This is a genomic window from Bradyrhizobium sp. Gha, assembly GCF_900113735.1.
Classification (GTDB): Bacteria; Pseudomonadota; Alphaproteobacteria; order Rhizobiales; family Xanthobacteraceae; genus Bradyrhizobium.
Genome location: NZ_FOQM01000021.1, coordinates 114,070 through 140,064 on the forward strand (window position 1 = coordinate 114,070; position 25,995 = coordinate 140,064).

General features: G+C 62.1%; 24 protein-coding genes. 9 read left to right on the plus strand and 15 right to left on the minus strand.

Features of this window, described 5'->3' with window-relative positions:
* The first annotated feature begins 24 nt into the window (after positions 1 to 24).
* Positions 25 to 1,674, plus strand: coding sequence for an acyl-CoA synthetase (locus tag BM222_RS23880; protein WP_092233002.1), 1,650 nt, complete (start codon positions 25 to 27; stop codon positions 1,672 to 1,674).
* Positions 1,675 to 1,687: 13 nt separating this feature from the next.
* Here the strand turns inward: BM222_RS23880 and BM222_RS23885 are convergent, their stop codons facing one another.
* From BM222_RS23885 to BM222_RS23910, 6 genes are all read right to left on the minus strand, one after another.
* Entirely contained in the window at positions 1,688 to 2,485 is a 798-nt protein-coding gene (locus BM222_RS23885) for an MBL fold metallo-hydrolase (RefSeq protein WP_092233005.1), read from the minus strand.
* Positions 2,486 to 2,498: 13 nt separating this feature from the next.
* On the minus strand, positions 2,499 to 3,275 hold the full coding sequence (locus tag BM222_RS23890; RefSeq protein WP_092233008.1) for a TatD family hydrolase: 777 nt from the start codon (positions 3,273 to 3,275) through the stop codon (positions 2,499 to 2,501).
* 13 nt (positions 3,276 to 3,288) lie between these two features.
* Positions 3,289 to 5,220 carry a methionine--tRNA ligase gene (metG, locus tag BM222_RS23895; protein WP_092233010.1) on the minus strand — a complete coding sequence of 644 codons (1,932 nt, stop codon included), beginning with the start codon at positions 5,218 to 5,220 and terminating at the stop codon, positions 3,289 to 3,291.
* 100 nt (positions 5,221 to 5,320) lie between these two features.
* Positions 5,321 to 6,367, minus strand: a complete 1,047-nt coding sequence (locus tag BM222_RS23900) for a DNA polymerase III subunit delta' (protein WP_092233013.1) — start codon at positions 6,365 to 6,367, stop codon at positions 5,321 to 5,323.
* Positions 6,364 to 7,050, minus strand: a complete 687-nt coding sequence (gene tmk, locus BM222_RS23905) for a dTMP kinase (RefSeq protein ID WP_092233016.1) — start codon at positions 7,048 to 7,050, stop codon at positions 6,364 to 6,366. The genes BM222_RS23900 and tmk overlap by 4 nt, the downstream gene beginning before the upstream one ends.
* A 2-nt stretch (positions 7,051 to 7,052) precedes the next feature.
* Positions 7,053 to 8,315, minus strand: coding sequence for a D-alanyl-D-alanine carboxypeptidase family protein (locus tag BM222_RS23910; RefSeq protein ID WP_092233019.1), 1,263 nt, complete (start codon positions 8,313 to 8,315; stop codon positions 7,053 to 7,055).
* 153 nt (positions 8,316 to 8,468) lie between these two features.
* Here BM222_RS23910 and BM222_RS23915 point away from each other — a divergent pair, with 153 nt between their 5' ends.
* Positions 8,469 to 9,425, plus strand: a complete 957-nt coding sequence (locus BM222_RS23915; protein ID WP_092233023.1) for an alpha/beta fold hydrolase — start codon at positions 8,469 to 8,471, stop codon at positions 9,423 to 9,425.
* A 75-nt stretch (positions 9,426 to 9,500) separates the two neighbouring features.
* Here BM222_RS23915 and BM222_RS23920 read toward each other — a convergent pair whose 3' ends face one another.
* Positions 9,501 to 10,427, minus strand: a complete 927-nt coding sequence (locus BM222_RS23920) for a septal ring lytic transglycosylase RlpA family protein (protein WP_092233026.1) — start codon at positions 10,425 to 10,427, stop codon at positions 9,501 to 9,503.
* Between the two features lie 951 nt (positions 10,428 to 11,378).
* On the minus strand, positions 11,379 to 11,669 hold the full coding sequence (locus BM222_RS23925; protein WP_092233030.1) for a hypothetical protein: 291 nt from the start codon (positions 11,667 to 11,669) through the stop codon (positions 11,379 to 11,381).
* 160 nt (positions 11,670 to 11,829) lie between these two features.
* On the opposite strand from BM222_RS23925, the gene BM222_RS23930 reads away from it, so the two are divergent.
* Positions 11,830 to 12,396, plus strand: coding sequence for a TIGR00645 family protein (locus BM222_RS23930; protein WP_092233035.1), 567 nt, complete (start codon positions 11,830 to 11,832; stop codon positions 12,394 to 12,396).
* Between the two features lie 90 nt (positions 12,397 to 12,486).
* On the opposite strand, the gene BM222_RS23935 is transcribed toward BM222_RS23930, so the two are convergent.
* Positions 12,487 to 12,678 (minus strand): hypothetical protein, encoded by a 192-nt coding sequence (locus BM222_RS23935; protein WP_092233039.1) that lies wholly within the window; start codon positions 12,676 to 12,678, stop codon positions 12,487 to 12,489.
* A 710-nt stretch (positions 12,679 to 13,388) separates the two neighbouring features.
* Between BM222_RS23935 and BM222_RS23940 the strand changes: the two genes are divergently transcribed.
* Positions 13,389 to 13,706 (plus strand): PilZ domain-containing protein, encoded by a 318-nt coding sequence (locus tag BM222_RS23940; RefSeq protein ID WP_092233095.1) that lies wholly within the window; start codon positions 13,389 to 13,391, stop codon positions 13,704 to 13,706.
* Positions 13,707 to 13,917: 211 nt separating this feature from the next.
* Here BM222_RS23940 and BM222_RS23945 read toward each other — a convergent pair whose 3' ends face one another.
* Both BM222_RS23945 and BM222_RS23960 read right to left on the minus strand, forming a co-directional pair.
* Positions 13,918 to 14,223: a DUF2934 domain-containing protein gene (locus BM222_RS23945; protein WP_244547221.1), complete on the minus strand. Its 306-nt coding sequence runs from the start codon at positions 14,221 to 14,223 to the stop codon at positions 13,918 to 13,920.
* 1,598 nt (positions 14,224 to 15,821) lie between these two features.
* Positions 15,822 to 16,037, minus strand: a complete 216-nt coding sequence (locus BM222_RS23960) for a hypothetical protein (protein ID WP_092233053.1) — start codon at positions 16,035 to 16,037, stop codon at positions 15,822 to 15,824.
* A gap of 494 nt (positions 16,038 to 16,531) precedes the next feature.
* Here BM222_RS23960 and BM222_RS41250 point away from each other — a divergent pair, with 494 nt between their 5' ends.
* From BM222_RS41250 to BM222_RS23980, 5 genes are all read left to right on the plus strand, one after another.
* Positions 16,532 to 16,708, plus strand: coding sequence for a hypothetical protein (locus BM222_RS41250; protein ID WP_177243418.1), 177 nt, complete (start codon positions 16,532 to 16,534; stop codon positions 16,706 to 16,708).
* 227 nt (positions 16,709 to 16,935) lie between these two features.
* Positions 16,936 to 17,151: a DUF6894 family protein gene (locus BM222_RS23965; RefSeq protein WP_092233056.1), complete on the plus strand. Its 216-nt coding sequence runs from the start codon at positions 16,936 to 16,938 to the stop codon at positions 17,149 to 17,151.
* Positions 17,152 to 17,557: 406 nt separating this feature from the next.
* The gene (locus BM222_RS23970) at positions 17,558 to 17,746 is read left to right on the plus strand and encodes a DUF3072 domain-containing protein (RefSeq protein ID WP_092233098.1); all 189 of its coding nucleotides are present in this window, start codon (positions 17,558 to 17,560) and stop codon (positions 17,744 to 17,746) included.
* 454 nt (positions 17,747 to 18,200) lie between these two features.
* A complete protein-coding gene (locus BM222_RS23975; protein ID WP_092233101.1) occupies positions 18,201 to 18,521 on the plus strand; it encodes a hypothetical protein in 321 nt (106 codons plus the stop codon).
* Between the two features lie 12 nt (positions 18,522 to 18,533).
* On the plus strand, positions 18,534 to 19,160 hold the full coding sequence (locus tag BM222_RS23980; RefSeq protein ID WP_092233059.1) for a hypothetical protein: 627 nt from the start codon (positions 18,534 to 18,536) through the stop codon (positions 19,158 to 19,160).
* 299 nt (positions 19,161 to 19,459) lie between these two features.
* On the opposite strand, the gene BM222_RS23985 is transcribed toward BM222_RS23980, so the two are convergent.
* From BM222_RS23985 to BM222_RS41255, 4 genes are all read right to left on the minus strand, one after another.
* Entirely contained in the window at positions 19,460 to 19,873 is a 414-nt protein-coding gene (locus BM222_RS23985; protein ID WP_092233062.1) for a gamma-glutamylcyclotransferase family protein, read from the minus strand.
* Positions 19,874 to 20,093: 220 nt separating this feature from the next.
* On the minus strand, positions 20,094 to 21,425 hold the full coding sequence (locus BM222_RS23990) for an HlyD family type I secretion periplasmic adaptor subunit (protein ID WP_092233064.1): 1,332 nt from the start codon (positions 21,423 to 21,425) through the stop codon (positions 20,094 to 20,096).
* A 10-nt stretch (positions 21,426 to 21,435) separates the two neighbouring features.
* Positions 21,436 to 23,148 (minus strand): type I secretion system permease/ATPase, encoded by a 1,713-nt coding sequence (locus BM222_RS23995; RefSeq protein WP_092233067.1) that lies wholly within the window; start codon positions 23,146 to 23,148, stop codon positions 21,436 to 21,438.
* Between the two features lie 90 nt (positions 23,149 to 23,238).
* A partial coding sequence (locus BM222_RS41255) for a beta strand repeat-containing protein (RefSeq protein WP_177243419.1) occupies positions 23,239 to 25,995 on the minus strand: 2,757 nt, incomplete at its 5' end.

Sequence of the window (25,995 nt, forward strand, 5' to 3'; positions counted from 1 at the left end):
CCGCGCGACGTGAAGGAGGGGTCGATGAGCGACCGGCACAACCAGTACAATATCGGCCTCGACAAAACCCCCGCCAATTACGTGCCGCTGTCGCCGCTCAGCTTCCTCGCGCGCAGTGCTGCCGTCTATCCCGATCACATCAGCACGGTCTATGAGGCGCGCTGCTTCACCTGGGCCCAGACGCATGAGCGCTGCAAGCGCTTTGCCTCCTGGCTCGCCGGCAAAGGCGTCGGCGTCGGCGATACTGTTGCTGTGATGCTGCCGAACATCCCCGCGATGAACGAGGTGCACTTTGCCGTTCCGATGACGGGCGCCGTGCTCAACGCGCTCAATATCCGCCTCGATGCGCCCTCGATCGCATTTCAGCTCGATCATGGCGGCGCAAAAATCATTCTGGTCGATCCGGAATTCTCGGGCGTGATCACCGATGCGCTCGCGCAAATGAGCGGGCCGAAGCCATTCGTGATCGACGTCGACGATGCCGCCTTCACGGGCGGCAAGCGCATCGGCGAGATCGAATACGAAGCCGCCGTCGCGCAAGGCAATCCCAACTTCACGGCGATCCCGCCGCAAGACGAATGGGATGCCATCGCACTGAGCTACACTTCCGGCACAACAGGCAATCCCAAGGGCGTCGTCACCCATCATCGCGGCGCCTACCTCAACGCCATCAGCAACATCCTCGCCGGCAATCTCGGCCAGCATCCGGTCTATCTCTGGACGCTGCCGATGTTCCATTGCAACGGCTGGTGCTTTCCCTGGACCCTCGCGGCCGCCGCGGGCATCAATGTCTGCCTGCGCAAGGTCGAACCGACCAAAATCTTCGAGCTGATCAGGCAGCACGGCGTCACCCACATGTGCGGCGCGCCGATCGTCTACAACACGCTGATCAATGCACCCGACGCGCCCAGGGGTGAGGCTGCACGCCGCGTCGTCGGCCTCATCGCCGGCGCCGCACCGCCGGTCGCGGTGCTGGAAGGCGCGGAGAGCATCGGCATCAAGCTGACCCATGTTTACGGCCTGACCGAGGTCTACGGCCCCGCCTCTGTCTGCGCCGAGCAGCCCGGCTGGGACGATCTCCCCGCCGCGGAGCGCGCGCGCATGAAGCGGCGGCAGGGCGTGCCTTACCCGCTCGAGGAAGCTGTCACCGTCATCAATCCGCAAACCATGCACGAAGTGCCGCGCGACGGCGAAACCATCGGCGAGGTGATGTTCCGCGGGAACATCGTGATGAAGGGGTATCTGAAGAACGAGAAGGCCACGAAGGAAGCGTTCGAGGGCGGCTGGTTTCACACCGGCGACCTCGGCGTGCTTGACGAGCACGGCTACGTCACCATCAAGGATCGCTCCAAGGACATCATCATCTCCGGCGGCGAGAACATTTCCTCCGTCGAGGTCGAGGACATTCTCTACAAGCACCCGGCCGTGCTGTTCGCGGCCGTCGTCGCCAAGCCCGATCCGAAATGGGGCGAAGTGCCCTGCGCTTTCGTCGAGCTCAAGGACGGCGCCAGCGCAACCGAGGCCGACGTCATCGCGTTCTGCCGCGCGCACATGAGCGGCTTCAAGACGCCGAAAGCAGTCGTGTTCGGACCGATCCCGAAGACGTCGACGGGAAAGATCCAGAAATTCCTGCTGCGCAATGAGGTCGGTTCGACCAAGGCGATTACGGCCTAAGTTGAACGCGCGCCTAGTGCGTCTCCAGCCGCATCCCGTCGTAAGCCGGCACCACGCCCGCGGGCAGCGTCTGCCGGATCACCTCGTAGTCGACATCGGCCGTCATGTTGGTGATGACGGCGCGCTTCGGCTTGAAGCGTTCGATCCAGGACAGCGCGTCGTTGATGCTGAAATGGCTGACATGCTGGGTGTAGCGCAGACCGTCGACGATCCAGAGATCGAGGTTTTCCAGGGCACCCCAGCTCTCGCGTGGGATGTCGTTGAGGTCGGGCGTGTAGGCGGCATTGCCGATGCGATAGCCGAGCGCGGGGATCTGGCCGTGCTGGACCAGGAAGGCGGTCATGGTCACGTCCCCGCCCTTGCCGATGACGATTTGGCTCCCGCCCGCCTCGATCGAATGCCGCGTCAGGATCGGCGGATAGTCGCTGCCCTCCGGCGAGATGAAGCAATAGGAGAACCGCGCCATGATGTCCTTCGCGGTTGACTGATTGAAATAGGTCGGAATGCGCTTGCGCATGTGGAGAACGACGGAGCGCAGATCGTCCATGCCATGGGTCTGGTCCGCATGCTCATGGGTCAGGAACACCGCGTCGATGTGGTCGACATTGGTATCGATGAGCTGCTCGCGCAGATCCGGCGAGGTATCGATCACGATGCGCGTGGTGCCGTGGCTAGACGTTTTCTCGACCAGCAACGAGCAGCGGCGGCGGCGGTTCTTGGGATTGTTGGGATCGCAGGCGCCCCAGCCGAGCGCCGGGCGCGGCACGCCGGCGGAGGAGCCGCAGCCCAGGATCGTCAGCGTCAGCGTCATGCGGCTCCCAATCTCAAGCTTTCACCTTGGAGAACAGGCGGAAGAAGTTTTCGGTGGTCTGGCGCGCGATCTCATCAAACGACACACCGCGGGTCTCAGCCAGCACCTTGGCGACCTCGACCACATAGGCCGGCTCATTGCGCTTGCCCCGGAATTTGCCCGGCGCAAGATAGGGCGAGTCGGTTTCAACCAGAATACGGTCGGACGGCAGCTCGGCCGCGAGGGCACGCAAGGTGTCCGACTTCTTGAAGGTCAGGATGCCCGTGAAGCCGATGTAGAGCCCGAGCGACACCGCCTTCAGCGCCAGCTCGCGCCCGCCCGTGTAACAATGCAGCACGGCGCGAAACGATCCCTTGGCGGCCTCCTCTTCGAGGATGCGGGCGCAGTCCTCATCCGCTTCGCGGGTGTGGATCACCAGCGGCAGGCCCGTGGCGCGTGCGGCGGCGATGTGAGCACGAAAGCCCCTCGCCTGCGCTTCCGGCGAGCCGTCGTCGTAGAAATAGTCGAGCCCGGCCTCGCCGAGCGCGACGACCTTGGGATGCTGCGTCAGGGCGATCAGTTCGTCCGCCGAGACGCCGTCTTCCTCATCCGCGTTGTGCGGATGGGTGCCGACCGAGCAATAGACGTCGTCATAACGCCCGGCGATGGCGAGAAGCTGATCGAGCTTTCGCACCCGCGTCGAGATCGTGACCATGCGGCCGATCCCGGCCGCGCGGGCACGCAATACGATCCCGTCGAGATCTTCCGCAAAGTCCGGAAAATCCAGATGACAGTGACTGTCGACCAGCATCGTTGTGTCCGCCTCAGGCCGCGGGCTCGATGTAGCGCGGGAACGCCGGCGTCGGCGCCGGCAACGTCGAGCCGGGCGCGATCCGCTTGTCCCCGCCGAGCATGGCGAAGTTGCGCTCCCCTTCGGGGATGGCGAGGCTGTCGAGCAGGAGGCTGGAAGCACCCGGCATTGCCGGCTGAGCCAGGATCGCGACCTGGCGCACGACTTCGGCGGTGACGTAGAGCACCGTCTTCTGCCTGACAGGATCGGTCTTGGCGAGCGCCCATGGCGCCTCGCCCGCGAAATAGCGGTTCGCTTCCGCAACAACGGCCCATACGGCATTGAGCCATTGATGGATCTGCTGCGTGGCCATCGCCTCGCGCGACGCTCCGACCATTCCGTCGGCCATCGCCAAAATCGCCTTGTCGCCGTCGCTGAACGCCCCCGGCTCGGGCAGCACGCCGCCGAGCTGCTTCGCAATCATCGACAGCGAGCGCTGAGCGAGGTTGCCGAGATCGTTGGCGAGATCGGCGTTGATGCGCGCCACGATGGCTTCGTGGTTGTAGTTGCCGTCCTGGCCGAACGGCACCTCGCGCAGGAAGAAATAGCGCATCTGGTCGACGCCATACTGGTCGGCGAGATTGAAGGGATCGACGACGTTGCCGACCGATTTCGACATCTTCTCGCCCCTGTTGAACAGGAAGCCATGGGCATAGACCCGCTTCGGCAGCGGGAGCCCGGCCGATAGCAAGAAGGCTGGCCAGTACACCGCGTGGAAGCGGATGATGTCCTTGCCGATGATGTGCACATCCGCGGGCCAGTAGCGCCAGTTCCCGTCGGTCTCGTCGGGAAAGCCGACGCCGGTGAGATAGTTGGTCAGCGCGTCGACCCAGACATACATTACGTGATCTTCGTCGCCGGGCACTTTGACGCCCCAGTCGAACGTCGTGCGCGAGATCGAGAGATCGCGCAGGCCACCCTTGACGAAGCTCATCACCTCGTTCTTGCGGGAGTCCGGCCCGACGAAATCGGGCTGATCCGAATAGAGCTTGAGCAGCTTGTCCTGGTAGGCCGAGAGGCGGAAGAAATAGCTCTTCTCCTCGACCCATTCGACCGGCGTGCCCTGCGGCCCGAGCCGCACGCCCTCGTCGTTCAGACGCGTCTCATCCTCGGCGTAATAGGCCTCATCTCGCACCGAGTACCAGCCGGAATAGGTGTCGGCATAGATGTCGCCGTTCGCTTCCATGCGACGCCAGATCTCCTGGCTGGAGCGATGGTGTTGCTCCTCGGTCGTGCGGATGAAGCGGTCGAACGACACGTTCAGCCGCTCGTCCATCTCCTTGAAGCGTCCGGCGTTGCGGGTCGCAAGCGCGGATGGAGTCAGGCCCTCGTTCTGCGCGGTCTGGACCATCTTCAGACCGTGCTCGTCGGTGCCGGTCAGGAAGAACACGTCCTTGCCGTCGAGCCGCGCAAAGCGCGCCAGCACGTCGGCGGAGATTGCCTCATAGGCGTGGCCGATATGCGGGACACCGTTGGGATAGGCGATCGCGGTGGAGATGTAGAAGACGTTGTCGCGCGCGGGAGCGGCAACGGGCTTCGGCGCAGGCGGCGCTTCGGGTTTTGATGCCTTGGTCTTCGAGACTATGGGCTTCGACACCTCGGGCTTCGAGGCAACGGGGGGCACGGCCTTCAACGTCTTGGCAACAGCAGCTGGCGCGGCGATTACGGCAGATGCCGTCACCCTCGCCTTCTTGGCTGCCTTCTTCGATGGAGCTTTGGCCGACGCTTTCGCGACCTTCGTCGTCGCGGCCTTCTTGCCCGCCTTCTTTGCGCTCTTCGCGGCGCTCTTCTTCACGCCTTTCTTGGCAGCCTTGCGCCCGAGTGCCTTTGTCGACTTTTTCGCGGCGTTGTTCGCAGCCTTCTTGCTACCCTGGGCCTTGGCCGTTTTCTTAGCTCGTGCTGCCACGACGAATTCCTCTACCGGATTCTCGAAATTTGGAAACGAAATCGCGTTGTTTTGCGCATGGTCTTTTCGGAAAACCGCTCCGCACTTTCCGGATCATGCTCTAGCGCGTTGCGTCCGACAGCCAACCGAACACCGAAAAAACCAAGGGCTTTCGCTCCAGATTGTAGGTTTCAGTGTCGCGCGCGGCGCGGACGATCTTTTCCCATACCTCGGCTAGGCGCGCAAGGCGCGGCAGGTTCTGGTTGGCATTGGCTTCGTCCGCATGCAGGCTTTGCGCGATCCAGCGATCGATGCCATGGATGAACGCCGCAAGCGCGACCCGGTCGTTGGTGGGAAGCGAATCGCCAAGCGTATGCAGCTCCCGCGGATCGACCTGCGGCAGGCGCGCCAGCAGCGCCGCCGTGCGCTGCTGGAGCTTGAGCGCGTCGCCGCCGAGCAGCGTCAGCGCGCGCGCGACGCTACCTTCGGAGGCCTCGGCGGCCTCGCGTAGCGCAAGATCGGTCGGCGCAAGATCGGCGGCCGCAGCCGCGGCGCCGATCACCTCGTCGGTTGTGAGCGAACGCAGCCGCAGCTTGCGACAGCGCGACTGGATCGTGGCGAGCACACGTGCCGGTGCGTGGCTCACCAGGAGGAACAGCGATTGCTGCGGCGGCTCCTCCAGGATCTTCAGCAACGCGTTCGCCGCATTAGCATTGAGCTCGTCGACGGTGTCGACGATGCAGACGCGCCAGCCTTCAGCCGCCGCCGTCGAGCCGAAGAACGAAATGGTTTCGCGCGTCTCGTCGACGGTGATGACGGTACGCATCACACCGCGGTCATTCGCGGTACGCTCCAATGTCAGCAACCCGCCATGTGAGCTCGCTGCAACCTGCCGTGCCACAGCATCATCAGGATCGATCGCGAGGTCTTCGGCGCCCTGCACGGCGGGAGACTGCGGCTCTCCGTGGGCGAGCACGAAGCGCGCCATCCGGTAGGCCAGCGTCGCCTTGCCGATTCCTTGCGGTCCGCCAATCAGCCAGGCATGCGGAATGCGTCCGCTGCGATAAGCCGTCAGCAGCGCGGTCTCGGCCTCGCGGTGGCCAAACAGCAAACTGGTCTCGCGCGGATGTGGAATCGCGCTCTCGCGCTCGACCTGACGCGGGCTCATGCCGAGATCACCGATGCCGAGGTCGCCAGGAGACGGTCGCGCAGCGCGGTCCAGACCCGCCCTGCAATCGTGTCTGGGTCGGAATTGGCGTCGATCAGCACGCAACGTGAAGGATCGTCCGCGGCGATCTTGCGATAGGCCTCGCGCAGGCCCTGATGGAAGGCCAGCTGCTCGCCCTCAAATCTGTCAGGCGTGCCACTGCCCCGCCGCGCCGCCGCGCGTGCCAGGCCGATTTCGACGGGCAAATCGAGGATGATGGTGAGATCAGGCTTGAGATCACCGATCGTGACCCGCTGCATCGCATTGATCAGCGCGGTGGGCACGCTGCCGAGGCTGCCCTGATAGGCCCGGGTCGAGTCGGCGAAGCGGTCGCACAGGACCCAGATGCCCCGGCTGAGCGCAGGCTGGATCACGGTGCGGACATGGTCGTCGCGCGCGGCCGCAAACAGCAGCGTCTCGGCTTCGGGCCCGAGCAGCTTGCCCATGCCCGACAGCACCAGATGCCGCATGACCTCTGCGCCCGGCGAGCCGCCCGGCTCGCGCGTGACGAGGATGCGCATCCTTGCCGCCTTGAGACGATCGGCGAGCTTCTTGATCTGGGTCGACTTGCCCGTCCCCTCGCCGCCTTCAAAGGTGACGAAGCGCCCGCGTCCAGACGGCCATGTTACCGCGCTTTCGGTCATGATCAGAGCTTCTCGGCGCCTGCGCGGAACATGCCGATGACGAGCTCGCTGGCGCCATCGATCGCGCGCCGCATGGTCGAGCCGGTGCCAACAGCCTCGGCCGCGTAGACCGGCGTCTCGACGGCGATATTGCCGCTGCGCCAGACCCTGGCCACGCCGACCTGCTGGCCCGCCTGGACCGGCGCGCGCACCGGACCGTTATAGACCACGCGCGCGATCAGCTTGTCGCCGCCGCTCTTGTGCACCATCACCTTCACCGGCTCTTTCGCAATCAGCTTCACCGAGCGGCTGTCGCCGCCAAAGACCTTGGCGTAACCGAGGGGCTGGTCAGCTGCGATCAGCGTGCGGGTCTCGAAATTGCGAAAGCCCCATTCCAGCATCTTCTTGGCTTCGGTGGCGCGGTCTTCGGAATCTTCCAGGCCGTTGACGACGACGATCAATCGGGTGCCGTTCTGCACGGCCGAGCCGACCATGCCGTAGCCGCCCTCCTTGGTGTAGCCGGTCTTCAGCCCGTCTGCTCCTTCCATCGCATTGAGCAGCGGATTGCGGTTGGGCTGGCGGATCTTGTTCCAGGTGAACTCCTTTTCGCCGAACAGTTTATAGAATTCGGGAAAGTCCAGGATGATGTGCCGGGCGAGCATGCCGAGCTCTCGCACCGTCATCTTGTTGCCGGGGTCGGGCAAGCCGTTGGAATTGGCGAAGGTCGATTTGGTCAGGCCGAGTTCGCGGGCGCGCTTGGTCATGAAGTCGGCGGCAAAAATCTTCTCGCTGCCGGCAATGCCTTCTGCGAGCGCGATGCAGGCGTCATTGCCGCTCTGGATGATCGCACCGTGCAGGAGGTCATCGACCGAGACCTTGCTGTTGATGGCAGCGAACATGGTCGAGGTGCCGGAAGGGGCACCACCCTTGCGCCAGGCATTCTCGCTGATCCGGTATTCGTCGGTCAGCTTGACGTCGCCCTTCTTGATCGCGTTGAACACGACCTCGGCGGTCATGAGCTTCATCATGCTGGAAGGCGCGCGCAACTCGTCGGGGTTCTTCTCGAACAGAACGCTGCCGCTGGAAGCCTCGATCAGGATCGCGGTGGGGGCATCGCCGTCGAAGCCGGTATCCTCGGTCTTCTTGGCGCCCTGGACGCTCTGGTTCGCGGCATAGAGCACCCCGCCCCAGCTGAGGCTCACCGCAAGCGCCCCCGCAACCAGCCCGCGCGCCAGTGCTCCGGCTGTGAAGCCGGTATGACGAAGCGAGATGAGATGAAATACCATGGCGAAGCCCTGAGAGCGCCGTTCTAACAAATGGAACAGGTGCGAACAACACGAGGGTCGTTGCTTGCCCCCGAGATTGCACGATTCTCATCGCGCCCCTATCGTGTCACCTGATGTTTTTCAACCAAACCCCTGAAACAAGGCGGAAAAGCGATGTCCATTACCCGAGCGATCAAGGCCAACGGGATCGACCTCTTCATCCGCGAGGCCGGTCAGGGACCACTGGTGGTGCTGTGCCATGGCTGGCCGGAACTGTCCTACTCGTGGCGACACCAGATCCCTGCCTTAGCAGCGGCCGGGTTTCATGTCGTAGCCCCGGACATGCGGGGCTACGGCCAGAGCGCGGCGCCGCCGGAGGTGGCAGCCTATTCGATCTTCGATCTGGTCGGCGACGTCGTCGGCCTGGTCCGGGCGCTCGGCGAGACCAAAGCCATCGTGGTCGGCCATGACTGGGGCGCGCCGGTGGCCTGGCACGCGGCACTGTTCCGCCCGGATATCTTCACGGCCGTCGCAGGCCTGAGCGTGCCCCCGCCGTTCCGCGGACGCGGCAAGCCGCTCGAGCTGCTGCGCCAGGGCGGCATCACCAATTTCTACTGGCAGTATTTCCAGACGCCCGGTGTCGCCGAGGCCGAGTTCGAGCGTGACGTCGCTCGCACCATGCGCATTGTGCTCGGCGGCCGCGGACTTGCCGATCCGAACGCCGCGATGTTCGTCCAGGAGGGCAAGGGCTTTCTCGGCCATGCCACAGGCGACGAGCCGCTGCCGGCGTGGCTGAGCGAGGCCGATCTTGCTCATTTCACCGAAAGCTTCCGCTCTTCCGGGTTTCGTGGCGGGCTGAATTGGTATCGCAACCTCGACCGCAATTGGGAGCTGACCGCGCCCTGGCAGGACGCGCAAATCCACCAGCCCTCCCTGTTCATCGCCGGCGCGCAGGACGCCGTCATCACCGGCCTGATCGGCGCCAAGCGGGTCAACGAGCTGGAGCGCGTGCTGCCCAATCTCACGCGAAAGCTGATCATCGACGGTGCCGGTCACTGGGTGCAGCAGGAACGGCCCGACGAGGTCAATGCCGCGCTTTTGCGGTTCTTGCGCGAAGCGGCATCAGGCTAGCCAGACGCGTCCTTCCTCAGTGCCATGTGGGGCGGCGCCCACAGACCTGGTCTCGGCAAAGCTGTTGCGGCTTGCCTAGTACAGGCCGCGGCCGGTCAGGATGCTGCGTGCCTCGGCTGCGCCGTCATCGGAGGTCGCCGGACCGCTATCTCCCGCGTAGCGGCCGCTCTCGTCATAAGACACTTGCCGGGCGTTCTGGAGCATCCGCCCCCGGCTGCGGCTCGAGGCCGACATCTCGGAGGTCGCCTCGATCGAGGCGAGGTCGGCCGACGTGTTGCCAAGGCTGTAGGGCCGCCCTTCCGGCATCGGGACTTCGCCCCTGAAGGCGCCGCGGCTTGATGTCACCTCCGGCACGAACGGCCTGGCCGAAGCGACCCGGACCATCGAGGGTGACGGCGCCGGAACGCCGGTGCGCAAGGTCGCCATCAGCTGGCGGTCGTCGGAACCCTCCAACGGCGCCCGGCCGACATATTCGACGCGCACTCTGGCGACACCATTGCCTTTGAATTCAAGCAGTTCGGCGGCTTTGTTCGAGACGTCGATGAGGCGATTGCCGTGATAGGGCCCGCGGTCGTTGACGCGGACGATCAGCGACTTGCCATTGGAGAGATTGGTCACCCGCGCATAGGACGGCATCGGCAGGGTGGGATGCGCCGCCGTCAGCGAGGCCATGTCGAATACTTCGCCGTTGGCGGTCAGGCGACCATGAAAGTCGTCGCCGTACCAGGAGGCCGTGCCCTCGGCGCGGTAATTGACGTCCTCCTCCGGTACGTAGGTCCGCCCTGCAACGACATAAGGCTTTCCGACGCGATAGGTGCCGCCGCCCTTGGGGACGGGTTCGCCGAAGCCAACGACCCGTGGGCTCGACGACACGCCGTATTTGGGGTCCACCCGGCTGGCGAACTTGTTGGACGAGGCGCAATTGGCAAGCGCAAGGCAACCGGCCACCACCGCAACGCACCGCGCGGCCCGCACCACCGAATCTGACCGTCGGATCCCCATTCGCCCCAAATACCATTTCCCCGGAGACGGACCCACCCCGCTTGCACACGGGAATCGCCTTCCGGTCCTTTAAGCCCGAGGCGGCCCACCACCGTCTCAGAGACGGTAACGATAACGCAACCCGAACACGGCGGAAATGGGGAGCCCACAACGTTCGCGTCGGCATGGTAAACAGGACGTTCGGCATTCTCGTTGATCTACGGAACGAGGGCTTCGCAGCCGCTCTGATGTGCCAGTCCCGCACAAGCTGTTGCGCCAAAACCTCACTCCACCCCCGATATCGTCGGCTTCACTGGAATTCTTTTGACTGTGCAAGGCCGCGCGCGTTTTCTCGCGTGCAGGGGCGGGATTGGAATTTAACGATGATCGAGACGGTTTCGGCACTGATGGGTCTCTTAAGCGCGGGAATCTTCCTGGCCCATGCGTTTGAAGGCTACCGCACGAGGGCCTGACGGCACTCGCGCGGTCGACATTGCATCACCTCTTCTAGGCGGCACGTTCGGACAATTTTAATCAATCCGATCGAGCATCGAAGGCGAGAGCAGCAGGTGTCCCATGCGCAAACATGACTTCGTATCCGACGGCTTTCTGGCACTGACAGCAGGCGGCCTGGTGCTGCTCTGCTCGAGCCTCGTCGCCCTGGCCTTCGGCTAACCCTCGCGCCACCCGTTTCGAATTTTCAGAGCGCCGCGCGTCTGCGGCGCAGCACGCGGAATCACCCCCGCTCCCGTTTAGTTGATTGAATTTCCGCGTTCGGCACCTCGACTAATTTCAAGAGGCCACGCCAACGCAGGTGACGCACATGCTCGCCGAGAAATTTTTCCTGGTCCTGGAGTCGCTGATTCGAAGCGGCCGGACCTACCCCGACGGAAGCCCCCGGTTGGTCAGCAGCTCCCCCCACATTCCCGTGACGCTGCCGAACCCAAAATAGCGGCGCTGGACCACGGGGGCTCAGCGCAAGCCGAACGGCGAACTCCGGTAGAGGCTGTCGCGCGCTTCGGACAGGCAGACGAAGCTGCCATCGAATCCCCGGCCGTAGAGTTTCTGCCCTTTGCGGTAATAGACGCTCTTCCTGAAATCCAGCCACACCACCTTGTCGCCTGGGCAATGGCGCTGCGCTTGCGCCTCATTGCGGAAGGGCGTCAGCGGGGTCGCCAATACCACAGTGGCGCCGCCAGCGCCGACGACCATCGCACTTGCAAGTACGCTATGTCCGAGCCATCGGCCAAAGCCACTGCGCATAACTATCGGCCTCCCGATCTCCGCCCCCCGGGCGGCCGTCCGGCACGTTAGCATGGGACGGCGCGATCCACACCCGATGAACCGGGCGGCGTGTCTTCCACCGGCCAGCTTGGCGCGGTACATGATGCCGAGACGATCTCAACCCGTGGATGCAATCTGAATGTCGGCAGAGCTTGAACCCACCGGACCCCGCCCGCGGCTCGGGCTGTTGCCGATGATCATCTTCGGTTCGCGCTGGCTGCAGCTGCCGCTCTATCTCGGGCTGATCGTGGCGCAATGCGTCTACATCGCGCTGTTCCTGAAGGAGCTCTGGCACCTCTCCTCGCACGCGCTCGATCTCACCGAGCAGGAGATCATGATGAGCGTGCTGGCGCTGATCGACGTCGTGATGATCTCAAATCTCCTGGTGATGGTGATCGTCGGCGGCTACGAGACCTTCGTGTCCCGGCTCGATCTCCAGGGCCACCCCGACGAGCCCGAATGGCTCGGCCACGTCAATGCCAGCGTGCTCAAGATCAAGCTTGCGATGGCCATCATCGGCATCTCCTCGATCGCGCTGCTGCGCACCTTCATCGAGGCCGGCAATCTCGGCTCGAGCCGTGCCAGCTTCACCGAGAGCGGCGTGATGTGGCAGGTGCTGATCCACATCACCTTTATCGTCTCGGCGATCGGAATCGCCCTTGTCGACAGATTCAGCGACATGACCACGCGCAAGCAGACAGAGTGATCAACCGCTCGCTTTGCGCCTCGTCGCGCGCAGGGGCGCTGATGCGCGGGCGTCCACCCGGCCGGCACTGAAGCGGCACGTATTGAGAAGTCAGTCTTTGGCTGCGGCCGCCTCACGGGCCAGCCGCTCTGCCTTGAGCCGTTCGCGATTGGCGTAAAACGCCTTCTGCGCCTCCTCATGGTCGCGCATGGCCTTTTCGGCCTCGACGCGGCGCGCCGCATCGCGCGCCTGGCGCTGTTCGGGGGTCAGGGGTTTGCGTCGGAAGGAAAGGTCTTCAGTCATGCCAGGGTAATGCGGCGGTGAGGAAAAGGTTCCGCCCGGTGGTCCACATGGGAGGACCGGCCAACACAAATGCAGGACCGTTCGGGCTCCTGGGCGCTGGGCCCGATGCCCTCGCCGCCACGCGCCAAATAGCGAAAACAACCCCATGCACAGTAGGCCACGTCGGATGGAGCACGAACCGGCTTGCCCCGCAAAGACCAGTTGACGCGTCGGGCAAAACAAGCGCACAATACGATTATTCCGAAATCAATCATCATCGCCTCAGCGGACGCGGCGCCGCCCCGACCGGCGAGACCGGATCTTGCCAGCGATGCCCACCTCGTAGTGCAGTCGTGACAATGCACTGAATTGGTCACATCGGTCCGGCCCGGAAGACGTCCGGGGCAGTTCGGTAATTCAGAACCTTGAGAACTAAAATCCTTGATTCACATTTGTTGTGGCGGGAACCGAGATCACCGGGAAGATTCGGCATACCGGGGCTGGCTCCATACTTCACTAGCTCCTTTCACCCGGTCGATTTGCAAGTGGCGCGGGCCGCAGCGGCTGAGTTCGCTGCGGCCTTCGTCGTTTCTCAATCCCCTGGCCAAGCCGACCCGGAACAAAGAAAGCTGCTGAAACACTGGCAGCCCCTTACACTCGGGCCATTCACCGATGATCAAGGATTCTTCTCTACGTAGAACGGCTGCTCGGTGGCCAAGGTGGGACGGTCGATGAGTGAGGGAGAACAACCAAAGGACAAGCGCGTCGCGTTCGAACGACCGGTCGAAGCGCGCTTGATGGCGATCGACGGTACCTGGCAGCGCGGCTGCAAGATCCACGACGTCTCTGAAACGGGCGCAAAGCTGGTGATCGATGGTGCGGTGACGGATATCGGCCAGAAGGAATTTTTCCTTGTGTTGTCCCCCATGGGTCTGGCGTACCGACACTGCGAACTCGCCTGGGTCAATGGTGAGTTCGTCGGCGTCCAGTTCATCAACCGGGGCCGCGCTTCGAAGAGAGCGCGACGCGGCGAAACGCTGGTGAGTTGAAGAGCCGGGTTCCTTCGGCTTGCGGGTTTTTCCAAGGTAGATAGCGCAATCAAACTATGCGAAGGCCCCTCCGGTGACGTGTGGTTATCGCCACCAACCTGTCACCGGCCGGCGATCCGGGCGGGACACGGATCGACGGGCGGAAGGGGGTATTCGCCTTATATCATTGATATAATTAGATTTTTTAGTTGCTTCTCAACTTCTCCACGATCTACTCCACGTCAACGCTGGAACGTGTCGGTTTGTAGCTGTCGACCCGTCGAAACTCCCGCTCCGCGCTTAGCCAGAAATCCAGGTCCCTGCCCTCCGGCCGTCCTGCGGTCTGCCACAAATCGTAGGCCCGTCTTCTTATCTCTTCTTCGCGGGCTGCCGCTTGCAGCCTGCGCAACCTATCGCCGATCTCATGCGCGAACGCCTGAAGGCGCTGCACGGTCTCTCTATCGGTAATGCGCTGCATAGCCCGATGTGCCAGGTCGAGCTGATGCTCAAGGCGATGGAGTTCGGGCAGATAATCCATGGCGCTACTGTGCATAGTCTCGCGAGCCGGGTGGCCGTCGCGGAGCAAACATAAGCGCCAGGGAGACGTTCCCCGGTTCCCAAAGAACTACCGCCGTCCCCGGGACAAGCACGCCGCGAGCCTTCGGTGTCGTTAACCTTGGAAGGCTCGTTGATCACATGACCATTTGACCGCCCGCCCTCGCCGCTGGCACATTGCGCCGGGGAGCCAAGCCAATGGACTGGAAAAAAGAACTGGACGCGCTAGCTCGCGAGACTGCGGAGCTTGTCGCGCGCACAGCCTCGGTCAGCGTTCAACCGCAGCCCATCGTTCCGACGCCGGCCGCGTTGACGACACCCGCAGCTGCGACGAACGCCGTACCCGTAAAGCCCACTCCGCCTGCAGTGGATCGAACCACTTCCGAGCGCGAAAGCATTATGGCACGCGTGCAAGGTTTCCGAGCGCACCAAGAGCGCATGCGGCGGGAGCGTGAGGAGTTTTATTCCCGCACGATGCAGCGTGCTCGCAATCTTGCTGAGGGACGCTCGGACTCGCGATCCAGATGAAATGGAAAAGCGTACACTTGAAGACCTCGCCAGCATGATTTGCGGAGGCCCTGGTCATCGCCTGAATGCGAGCCGCACTTCCCGTATCGCAGCAGCAGCCAACTGACTCGATTCTTTGAGGACGCCGAGACCGCGGTTGCTCACCGTGGCGAGAGCCGCGTTTGGTGGGTGTGGAGGTTGTTGAACATGCTGGCCGAACCACACACAGACCTGCAACGCCTCCACTTGCGTTTTGCCGGGTCATCCAGACCCTGATGGATAAATCCGACGCGCTTCGACGGACCCGCAACGGGCTGGGGGTTGGAACGCCTTAGCAGTGCGCTGGGTCGGGAAGGCTTTGAAGGGTTCTATGCGCAGTGAAGGGGCTGACAAACCGACGCCCGTTCACGCTGGCGGGCCTTTTTCCGGGTGGGGACACAAAAGCTATTGTATGGTGTCGGGAAAACTCGGCAATTCCTCAACGCACGTGCTACCATGCAACCTATTTTAGAGATTCGTATTAGGAGCTACCATTGCCAGCAAGTATTGGATCGATTGTTTCTGCCTATGTGCGATTGAAGAACCGGCAAGCTCTGGAAGATATGCGAGAGCTTCGGCGCCAGTTGCTTGAGGGGCTACAGTCCACATCTGGCATCGACGCGTCTCAGTCGCGAGAGTCTATACTCGAGGATCTCCGAGTGATCGAGGAAGGGCTAGAACAGCTCCAGACGCGCTAGCGGCTTCTCGATTGCACTGACTACAGTTGGGAAAAACATGGCACTGGCACGAACTGCACATGCTTCGGGTCTTAACCTGGATTAGATTTCGAAAATGCGCAAAGAGCTGGCTGCTTGGGCATTCGCGATCGGGGCTGGTGTCTTCACCGTGGCCGCCGCCGCGATACTCATCTTCGGGGCTTGATCTACCTCAAATCGCTTGATCCCGCATGGATGCCCTTCTGCCTAAGGCAGGACACCGAGCGGATGCAGCAATGCAGCGTTGGATATTGCACGCATTGGCATGGGGGCTGACCGCGATCGCCCTCGCAACCATCCTGTCGATGGCGCTTGCTGCTTAGCCCGACGGCCATCGTTGGATGATGCCCCGCATGATCCGAGCGAACATTCTCGCCAAGCCGAGCGCTTGGCTGCGAAGCATCTGCTCCGGCCGCAGCCGACGCGATGGAAGATCATCAAAGTAGAAGTAGACGCTCCGGCGCCCGTCAGTGAAGCGTATTTCGAAGCTTCCAGTACCGGGCACGGCTTCGTGCTTGATGAGGCGGACGGTCATGCCGGCATCGAGACGCGATGCGGGCGGGAGTCAAATTATCGATTCCTAGTGGCTCGGAACGCCGTCGATCCACCGCTAATCGATGGTTCCGGAGTCGCCGAAACTGTTGACCTTCGCGACCAGCGCGATCAAGCCGAGGAAAGCGAGCAAACAACCGGCACCGCGATCCAGAGACAAGCATTTGCGGCCTCAAACCGTTGTACGTTGGTTTGTGCGCCCCAGCTTTGCCTTAGTTAAGTACTTGAATCTACTTATGTTTTTCTGAATTACGTCTCGTCGAGATCGTTGATTCGACTGGACTTTTCTCGGGGCCTCGGAACAATAACTATATGGTGCTTGCAACAGTCTTCCCCGGCAATATCCGCCGCGGGCCGTCAACCACTCAGAGGCCGGCTGGAACGGCGAGACTTCGCACGTGCAGCATTGAATATGTTTGAGCTGACCGAATTAGGCGAATATCTTCGCCGTCCCTTGAGTAATGAGTGGGGCGAGCAATGAGTGGTTTCCAAGCCAAGTTGGAGCGTTTTGAAAACCTCGCTGCGGAGTGCGAGCTGATCGCCAGTCGATCGGAAGGAAGCAATCGCGAGCTGTACCAACGAGCAGGTCAACACTATCGCGAGCTCGCCGATGACGTGCGCGCCCTCATCGCATCGTTCGATCTTGCCGCCTAGCCTTTCTGCAACGCCGTTGACCAAGCTAGGGCGCCTGGAGCGTCAAGCCGACTTCCTTGCGACGTTGCCGCTGGCTGCTTCGCACCGCTCTGGCTGGCCTCCTTCCCGGCATCGGCATCAGCATTTCCTTCTGGCCGGCGGGTGACACCAGCTTGGAATTCTACGCTGCAGAGAGAGGGCTAAAGTTTCTTTGGGAACGATTCAATTGCCATGGCGATTACGCTTGCATGCCGCAGTATCGTTTCGATTTGATTGGTGAGCTTGCAGCGCGTGACATCACAGGCCACGAGTGCATGAACGACACGGAAGCCCGGCGTGACGGCGATCTATTGGCGCACAGGCTCGTATCGGAGAAACCGAGCCTGCTCAGCGACCGGAACTTCATTATCGTACGGAATGACAAGGGCGACGAGATCTATCGCGCACCTCTGGCGCTGCATTAGCTTCGGCGATCACAGATCAAACGTCGCATGATGCACCTGCTCGCCAGCCTTACCTCCAGCACCATGTGTCCCGGCGCTCCAGCTTCCTATTCTGCTTCGTAACTTACCCGATGGCAGCGATCCGAGACCGCAAGCTCACTAGCGGCCGTCCTGCCACCGTGCGGAATCGCGTGCACTTTTTTACGCCGTAGAGGCCATAAAAACGCCGCCCGCTTAAATGTTTGCGCGGACGGCGGCTTTCCAGCCCCGGGTGGGAATGGGCAATTCCCCGGTGCCCGTTACTAAGCACAATCCATGCCAAGGTTTTGTGACACGTAGCGGGACACCTTGCGAGGCAAAAAACGACAACCAGAACAAATGAGGAACAAAAACTCGAATGTGTGGTTGGTCGGAAAAGGAGATCAGCATGGCCGACAACACCCAAAAGGACCCTAAGGACTGGGTTTCCGGTGATGACCCAATGACCGGCGCGCAGCAATCTTATCTGAAAACTCTCGCCGAGCAGGCCCACAAACCTCTTCCTAAGGAGGATCTGACGAAGGCGGAGGCCTCTGAGATCATCGACCAGCTTCGGCAAGAAGCCGGTCTGGAGTGATACCGGTCGTGTGCATTCAAACGAGATTAGGAATCACCCAAGTAGCCCAGCGGGCTCCGACCTAAAGGGAATCGATAATTTGACTCGGCGCGAGGCCGGTCATTCTTGGTCGCCCTGCCAGACACATCATACTCCGATGGCCGCCTTGGTCGTGGTCTTTTTGAGCACCGCAACCGTTGCGTGGCTCTATTGGTCTCTTCCGGCCCTCAAGCAGTCTCCTTCCATGCGCATGTCGAAGTAGCGCCAACTCACTTGGGGGCTTCGGTCGTTTTGAATGTCACCTTCTACTCCTTCCTGACCTTCGGCAGGGCAGCGCCTCGGCGATCGTTTCTAACTGCGCCTTCTCGTCAAGCTGGGTCAGCACGAGCGTGTTGCGGCACACCGCCATCTCCCGCAGTAGCAACCAATTCTAATCTCACTTGTTGTCGCCCGCACATCAATGCAGGAGACAAATATGTCACGTCTAACTTTCCTGGCGGCAACCTTGTTGCTGCTCGCGTCTGCGCCCGCGGGCGCTCAGTCACAGCCCGCGCAAAGCGGGCCGGGCAACAACGCGGTCAACAGCTCCGATAAGAACAATTCAAACGCGCCGGTCTCGGGCCGTAACAGCTTCACCGAAGGTCAGGCGAAATCGCGGATCGAGGGCGCGGGATATTCCAACGTGTCCGGGCTGCAGAAGGACAACGAAGGCGTCTGGCGCGGCAAGGCCGACAAAGCAGGCACCAAGACCGACGTAAGCGTCGACTTCCAGGGCAACGTCAATCCCACAAAATAAGGAGCAGGTAACATGACGACCACCATCTCTCGCCTCTACGACAATTATTCCGACGCCGAGCAGGCTGTCACTCGGCTCGAGAGCGCCGGCGTGCCGCACTCCGACATCAGCATCGTCGCCAATAATTCCGACAATTGGTACGGCTCACAGCGCGGCAAAGTCGATCGTGACCGCGACGGCGTCGACGATCGCGCGGAAGGGGCCGGTGCAGGTGCTGGCATCGGCGCCGGCCTCGGCGGTGCGGCAGGCCTTTTGGCCGGCCTCGGCCTATTGGCCATTCCCGGTCTGGGGCCGGTCGTGGCAGCGGGATGGCTCGCCTCCACGGCCGCTGGGGCGGCCGCGGGCGCTGCCACAGGCGGCATCGTCGGCGCACTCACTCAGGCCGGCGTGTCCAGGCAAGATGCATCGCGCTATGCGGAAGGCGTTCGCCGCGGCGGTACACTGGTCTCTGCGAAAGTCCCCGATAACGATCGCGCCCGCCTCGATGCACTTCTTGATGAGAGGTCCGTCAACCTTCAGGAGCGCAGTTCTGCTTGGCAGAGGTCCGGCTGGAGCGACTTCGATGCCGCAAGCCCACCATTGTCTCCGGAGGACATCGGCCGCGAGCGCGAGTTGTACGGCGCGGGTACGCGGCGATAAGCCTCGTCGGAACCGACAAGACAAAAGCTCCGCACTGCGGGGCTTTTTTTCCGCGAACCCATGGACCCGCTCATCGCCCATTAGACGATTGAGCTTGGGCTATGAAGCATCTCGACGACAACGGCGTCAGAGGAACGGGCCTGAGTTGGAGACAAGCAGGTGAGCCGAGTGGAAAATGCACGAGTTTTGGTGCGAAGCCGAGGGCAACTCGAGCAGGAACGATTCAACGAGCTGTGTGCCCCGGTGGCGCGACTGACCCTCGAAAGTAGGATCGGCATAGCGTTGGATGAATTGCCCCCTCAACCGGTAAGGTTCGCAACATCAGATTCCGGCAAGCCCATCTTCCGCGCGACAGCCTGTAGTGCGGCGGCATACTGCGGATTGCCGCTCGTCCGGTTGGGCGGCATCGGCAGATTGAAACATAGAGCGGGCTCGACGCTGCCGTCGCCCAGTTCTACGAGAACTGGCTCGGGCCGATACTCAAGCACGCTCGGCTCGGAATATAGTCGGTCGATTTCAGAGTGGGTGAGACGCATGACCATCCCGTAAACCCTGCCCTCTTTGACCGGGACGAGGCTGGCTCGCTCACCGAGTCTCAGTTCGAAACGCTCGACGTGAGCCTGCCTAACTTGCGATGGACGCAGCCCTTTGGCTTCGAGAGCTTCCGGGTCCATAAAAAGACCATAGAAGAAAACCGTCACTTGCTCTGCCATGTCGGCACCTGATTGCCCTCAGCCAGGTCAAGCACTTTACCTGGTTCGTCGTCGCCCCTGTCCGATAATGAGCCCTCACTTGCCGCCAAGGCCATCGCCTGCCGCGCTCCGAACCTCCCTGCCCTCGATCTCTTCCGGGACTTGCATCCAATGCAGTGCCAGGTCGGGGTCTTGGCAGTGGACGAAATCGAAGCCCGATAAATCCCGCTCCGGCAGCCTCTCATCTCTGCCGGAACGACTGGTTGAATGACATCACCAGCGGCCCGACGAGGTATTCAAACGCAGTGCGTTGCGCGGTCGGAATCATGACCGTTGCGGGCATGCCGGGATAGAGCCGGATCTTGGGCATGGCCGCCAGCTCGTCCTGATCGATGCGGACGAAGGCCGTGTAGTAGGGGCTGTTGGTTTTGGGATCGGTCAGACGATCCGCCGAGACCTGAATGACATCGCCATGAATGATCGGCACGATACGCTGCTTGTAGGCCGTGAGATGGACCTCGGCGCGCGTGCGCGGATGCACGTCGCTGATGTCGTCCACGGCGACCTGGGCCTCGATGGTGAGTGAATCCTCGTCGGGCACGATGTCCAGAATCTTGTCGCCGCGCTGGATCACGCCGCCCACCGAGAACACGTTCAGTCCCACGACCCGTCCGGTATAGGGCGCTCGGATCTCCATGCGGCCCAACACTGCCTTGGCGCTCAACGCCTTCGGAATCACCTCCAGCAGTCTGGCCTGGGTATCACGCAGATCCTTGGTAACTTCAGTCATGCGATCGTTGTCGAGCTGGGCGGTCTGTTGCTCCTGCTCGGCAATCGCCTGGCGAGCCTTGGCGATATTGGCGTCGGTATCAGCGATCTGGCCCTCCAGACCGTAGGCCGTGCGCTCCAGTTGCAGAATTCGCGGTCGCGCGATCAGGCCGCGCTCGACGAGTGGCGCAATGTCCTTGGCCTCACTGCGGACCGAGTTGATCTGATCCGTAAATGATTTGACCTGTGCCTTCGCGCCAATGATTTGCGAGCCGAGCTGATTGATCTTTTCCCGGATCACGCTGCGCTGGCCCTCGAGCGCCGCGCGGCGGCTTTCGAACTGGCTGACCTGGCCATTCCAGACGCTCTTCAGGTACGGATCGTCGGACCGTGCCTTGAGATCGTTCGGCATGACGAGCTGGGACCCGTGATCGAGCTCGGTCAATAGCCGCACCTCGGTTGCGCGAAGCACGGCATATTGCTGGGTCAGCACATCATACTCGGCCCGCGCCTGGGTCTCGTCCAGCACGATCAAGAGATCACCTGCGAGCACCCGCTCGCCCTCCCTGACGTGCAGTTCCTTGATGATGCCGCCGTCCAGGTGCTGGACGCTCTTGCGGTTGCCATCGACCTTGACGACCGCGTTGGCGACGACCGCGCCATTGAGCGGTGCGGTCACCGCCCAGGCGCCGATGCCGCCGAAAAAGATCGCGATGATCAGCCACCCGGCGGCGGCAACATGGCGGATGGAATCGTTCGGCATGCCGTCCCGCCCCGATCGATTTGCGTTGTCGCGCACCGTCATTTGAGGTTTCCTAGCTGGCCGCTCCCTGGACGGCATGAACCGGAACGGGGCGTGTCAGACGAGCGAGGATCTCGCTCCGCGGTCCGAACATTTCGACGGCGCCTTCGCGCATGAGCAATATCTTGTCGACCACACTGATGGTGACGGGCCGATGGGAAATGATGACCACCGTCGTTCCACGCTTTTTCAGTTGCATGATGCAGTCGGCAAGCGCAGCATCGCCGTCCGCATCGAGATTGGAACTGGGCTCATCGAGCACGACCAGGCTCGGATTGCCGTAGACCGCGCGTGCGAGGCCAATGCGCTGGCGATAGCCGCCGGACAGGATCGCGCCACCTTCACCGACCTGGGTGTCGTAACCGTCGGGAAGCCGCAAAATCATCTCGTGCACGCCGGACATGCGCGCCGCCGCAATGATGTCCTGGTCCTGGCCGAGATTGAACCTGCAGATATTGGCCGCAACACTATCGGCAAACAACTCGATGTCCTGGGGCAGATAGCCCAGATGCCGGCCAAGTGACGACCTGATCCAGCTCGACACATCGGATCCGTCGAGACGTACGGTGCCGGCAGCTGGTTCCTGCACGCCCACGATGTGACGGGCCAGCGTGGATTTGCCTGCGCCGGAGGGACCGATGATCCCCAGCACCTCACCCGGTTCGATCTGAAACGTGACGCCGCGCAAGACCGGCCTTGAGATGCCGGGAACGGTAAACGACAGTGCTTCGACTGAAACCCGGCCTGCCGGCCGGGGCAGCGTCAACGCGGCTTCATGCGGCGGATGGGCCGACAGCAGCTCGCGCAAGCGCAGGAATGCGCCACGCGCTGCGACCAGGCCGCGCCAGGATCCAACGACCTGCTCGACCGGCTGCAAGGCGCGACCGAGAAGAATGCTGGCGGCAAACATCGCACCTGCCGTCGTCAACCGCTCGATCACGAGATAAGCGCCAAGTCCGAGGATCAAGGATTGCATGGACAGCCGCAGAAATCGAATCAGGCTCTGGATTGTCGCAGCGCGGTCGCTCGCAGTGACCTGGCGCTCGAGCATGCGATCGCGATCTCCACTCCAGCGCTGCAGCAGGCCAGCGGTCATCCCCATCGCGCGCACCACTTCGGTGTTGCGCAGGCTCATCTCGGTGAAACCGTAACTTCGGCTGGCCGCTTCGCTGGATTCCGCGAGCGGTGGCTTGACAATCCATTCGTTGAGCAAGGCCATCATGATCAGGATGATCGAACACGCCAACGCAAATGCGCCCAGGAGTGGATGCAGCCCGAAGATCACGGCGAGATAGATCGGCACCCACGGCAGATCAAAGACCGCATGAATGCCGGCCCCGGTGACGAACTGGCGGAATGTATCGAAGTCACGCAACAGCCGGCTACGCGCCCCACCGATTTTGGCCGAGCGATCGATGATGGCGGTCATGACCCGCGGAGCGATGTCTTGATCGAGCCGGATGCTGGTGCGCGTCAGCACGCGCGCGCGCACCGCGTCGAGACCTGCGAGCGCCGCGAATGCCGTGAGCAGCGCAATCGTCAGCATCAGTAGCGTGATCTCGCTGGAGCTCGAGATGACGCGGTCATAGACCTGCAGCATGTAAAGCGGGCCGGCCAGATAAAGCAGGTTGATGGCCAAGCTAAAGATGGCGGCAGTGACGAAGTAGCCTCCCGACCGCTTCAGCAACCGGCGGAGTTCATCGGATCTGGTCGACGGACTATTCATACAACGCTCGGCGGCAACCGCCTCCCAACAGTGATCAGTCGTAACCTTTCTTCAGCAGCAGAACCGGACGCACTGCCCGCGCGCTGCAGCTCATGCGATCGAACTCGGATCATGGGACTTGATCAGAGTACCCCCGGACCCGTCAGCCGCAATTTCGAAATCATCCGCTGTGTACTGGCCCAGGATGGCGACATTGGCGGTGTGCACGCCGTCGCTCACGCTGAGCGTTCCACCTGTGCCGGTCTCGTTGGCCGTATAGGTCGCCGTTGTCGCGGATCCCTGAACGATGTCACGCAGATCAAGCTGATCGGTCGTCGAAAGACCTGAAACCGATCCGGTGAACGCCACCGAATGATCCAGCTGCAGGGTGCCGGCCGCGCCAAAGTCGAACTTGACCTCTGACGATGCGGCGTCAGCGAATTCCAGCTTGGCCGAACCTGAGATCAGCGCGCTCCCTCCGCTCACGTCGCCATTGGCAACGACATTTGCTCCATTCGCCCAGATCAGGCCCGAGTTGGTCACGCCACTGTCGATCGTCAGGCCGCCGGTTCCGGTCGCTTCCAAGGTTCCGGAGTTGGTGATCGCATTGGCTCCGGTATCGAGCTGCAGCGATTTCGTGCCGGTTGCGATGATCAGACCTTCATTGACCAGGATCATCGATCCCGCGCCGAGATGGCCGGCGCCGGAAATGGTGTTGTCGACATTCGTGAGCGTGACGTCGGATGCCGCCCCCGTGACGAAATTCTCGTCACTGTCCGACAGGACCACCTGCCCGCCGCCATCGAGCGTGATGCCATGCTCGATCAATTGCAGGTCGGTCTGATCGCCGGTCGAGGCCAGCGAGATCGAGCCGGTATTGTGGATGACGCCGCTGAGCGGCAGCATGGCTCCGTCACCGATGGTCATACTGTCGCTGTTTTCGGTGGTGGGCGTTTGATCGAACACGAAATCGTTCGACGTGAGCGAAGTCGCATCAATTGCGTTCAGGGTGATCGATTGACCGTCGCCCAACGTCATCACCGCATTGCCGGCGCCGTCACCGGCGGTATGAGCCTGAACATCGGCGAAGGACGTGAACCCGTCGTAGCCGATCAGGTCGATCGTGTCGTGCGCCACGTCGAAGCCGTTGACGGTGTCGTGGCCGATCGGCTGCGAGAACACGAGCAGGTCGTTGCCCCTCGAGGCGGTCAGGTTATCGTCGCCCGATATCGCGAAGATCGGCGAATTCGGCGCATAGGCCTCGACGTTGTCCATCAAGACCCTGCCGGCAACAATTCCGTCGGCACTGGTCCAGGTTTCGGCAACGTCAAGCACCAGAGCGCCGCCAAAGTGTGCGCCCGTCGTGACTGTCAGCGCAGAGACATCGTTCGTCGTCACCGTCCAGGAGCCGTCCAAATTATGCGTCCCGCCGCTCAAGGTCCAATCCGATGGGGCGCCGGTGACCGTTAAGGTCACTGGCGTGTCGTTTCCGGTCGGGCTGGTCAGGGCGAGATTGATCGGCTCTCCGGCAACGCCGGCCGGTGCAGTCCCGCCGGTCGTGATGTCAGTCTTGGCGAACGTTGTCGTTCCCGTGAGATGTATCTCGATAAGACCTGGGTTGCCGCCACTCAGCGCGCTGGCTGTGGGGTTGGCGTAGACAATCACCTGATTGTTGGCAGTATCGACAAACCAGGCAGCCGTATTCGCTGCCACAGAACCGTTCGCGGTGGTCAAGGCAGTGTTGGCGACCGAATTGACACCGTCACCTAAGTTAAACTGAACTTTGTCGCTACCCGACGTGAAATCGGTAACTCTGTCGAAAGCGGAATGACTGGAGTCGGTCACCCCGTTGTATTTGAACGTGTCGTTACCTGCACCACCCGTCAGTGTGTCGCCGCCACCGTTTCCCGTGATCGCATCGCTTCCGTTGCCGCCATTGATGGTGTCGGCTCCAGAACCACCCTTGAGCGTATCGTTGTCGTTTCCGCCGATGACAACGAATGCTCCCGTCGTAACGGCGCTTGCATCCATGCTGAGCTTGCCATTGCCTCCGATTCCGGAGCCGTCGACGGTGAGCGTTCCATTGTTCTGGAACGTCGACGTGAAGGTGATGCTGTCGGTGTGATTTCCGTTGTTGGTGTCGGTCAGTACGATCTTTTCAAAATTTGTGAGAAGTGTATTTCCCGAGCCGTTCCCGAAGGTGAACGGCCCCAGGCCGCCGTCGGTGACGTTCAGCGTGTCCGTGCCCGACCCTCCGGTCAGCTTGTCCGTGGAGTTCAGGGTCGCAGTCGTTCCATTCACGGTATTTGTGCCAGACGCAAAGACGACAGTGTCCGTGCCGGTCGTAAGCGTGAACGGGCTCGGACTGGCAACAGAAATTGTCACTGTGTCGATGTCGGTCAGCGCCCCACCCGTTCCGGTGTGACCGTTGTCGTTCGTCGTCATCGTCAGGGTGCTGGTCCCGGAAAAATTCGTCGTCGGAACGTAGTTCACCGTCGCGGCCAGGGTGGAATTGATGGCGCTCACCGTTCCGGTCAGCGTCACAGTCGACGTTCCGCTGCCGCTGATTCCTGCAGTCCCTCCCGAGACGGTCAGGTTGCCGTTGGTGACCGACAAGGTGACGGTCTCGCTGCCGCCTCCTGCATCGACGTCGGAAATGCTGAGTCCTGTGATCGCCTTGGTCGTGTTGACGTTCGTCGTTTGTGCCCCAGGCACCGTGTTGACAGGCGCATCATTGACCGCAGTGATGTCGATGGTCGAGGAGGCGCTCGCCGTCTTGGCGCCGCCGCTGCCGGTGTTGCCGTTGTCGTTGATCGACAGCGTCAGCGTGGTCGAGGCGCTCGGCGTGTCGGTGTTGTCGCTGTAGCT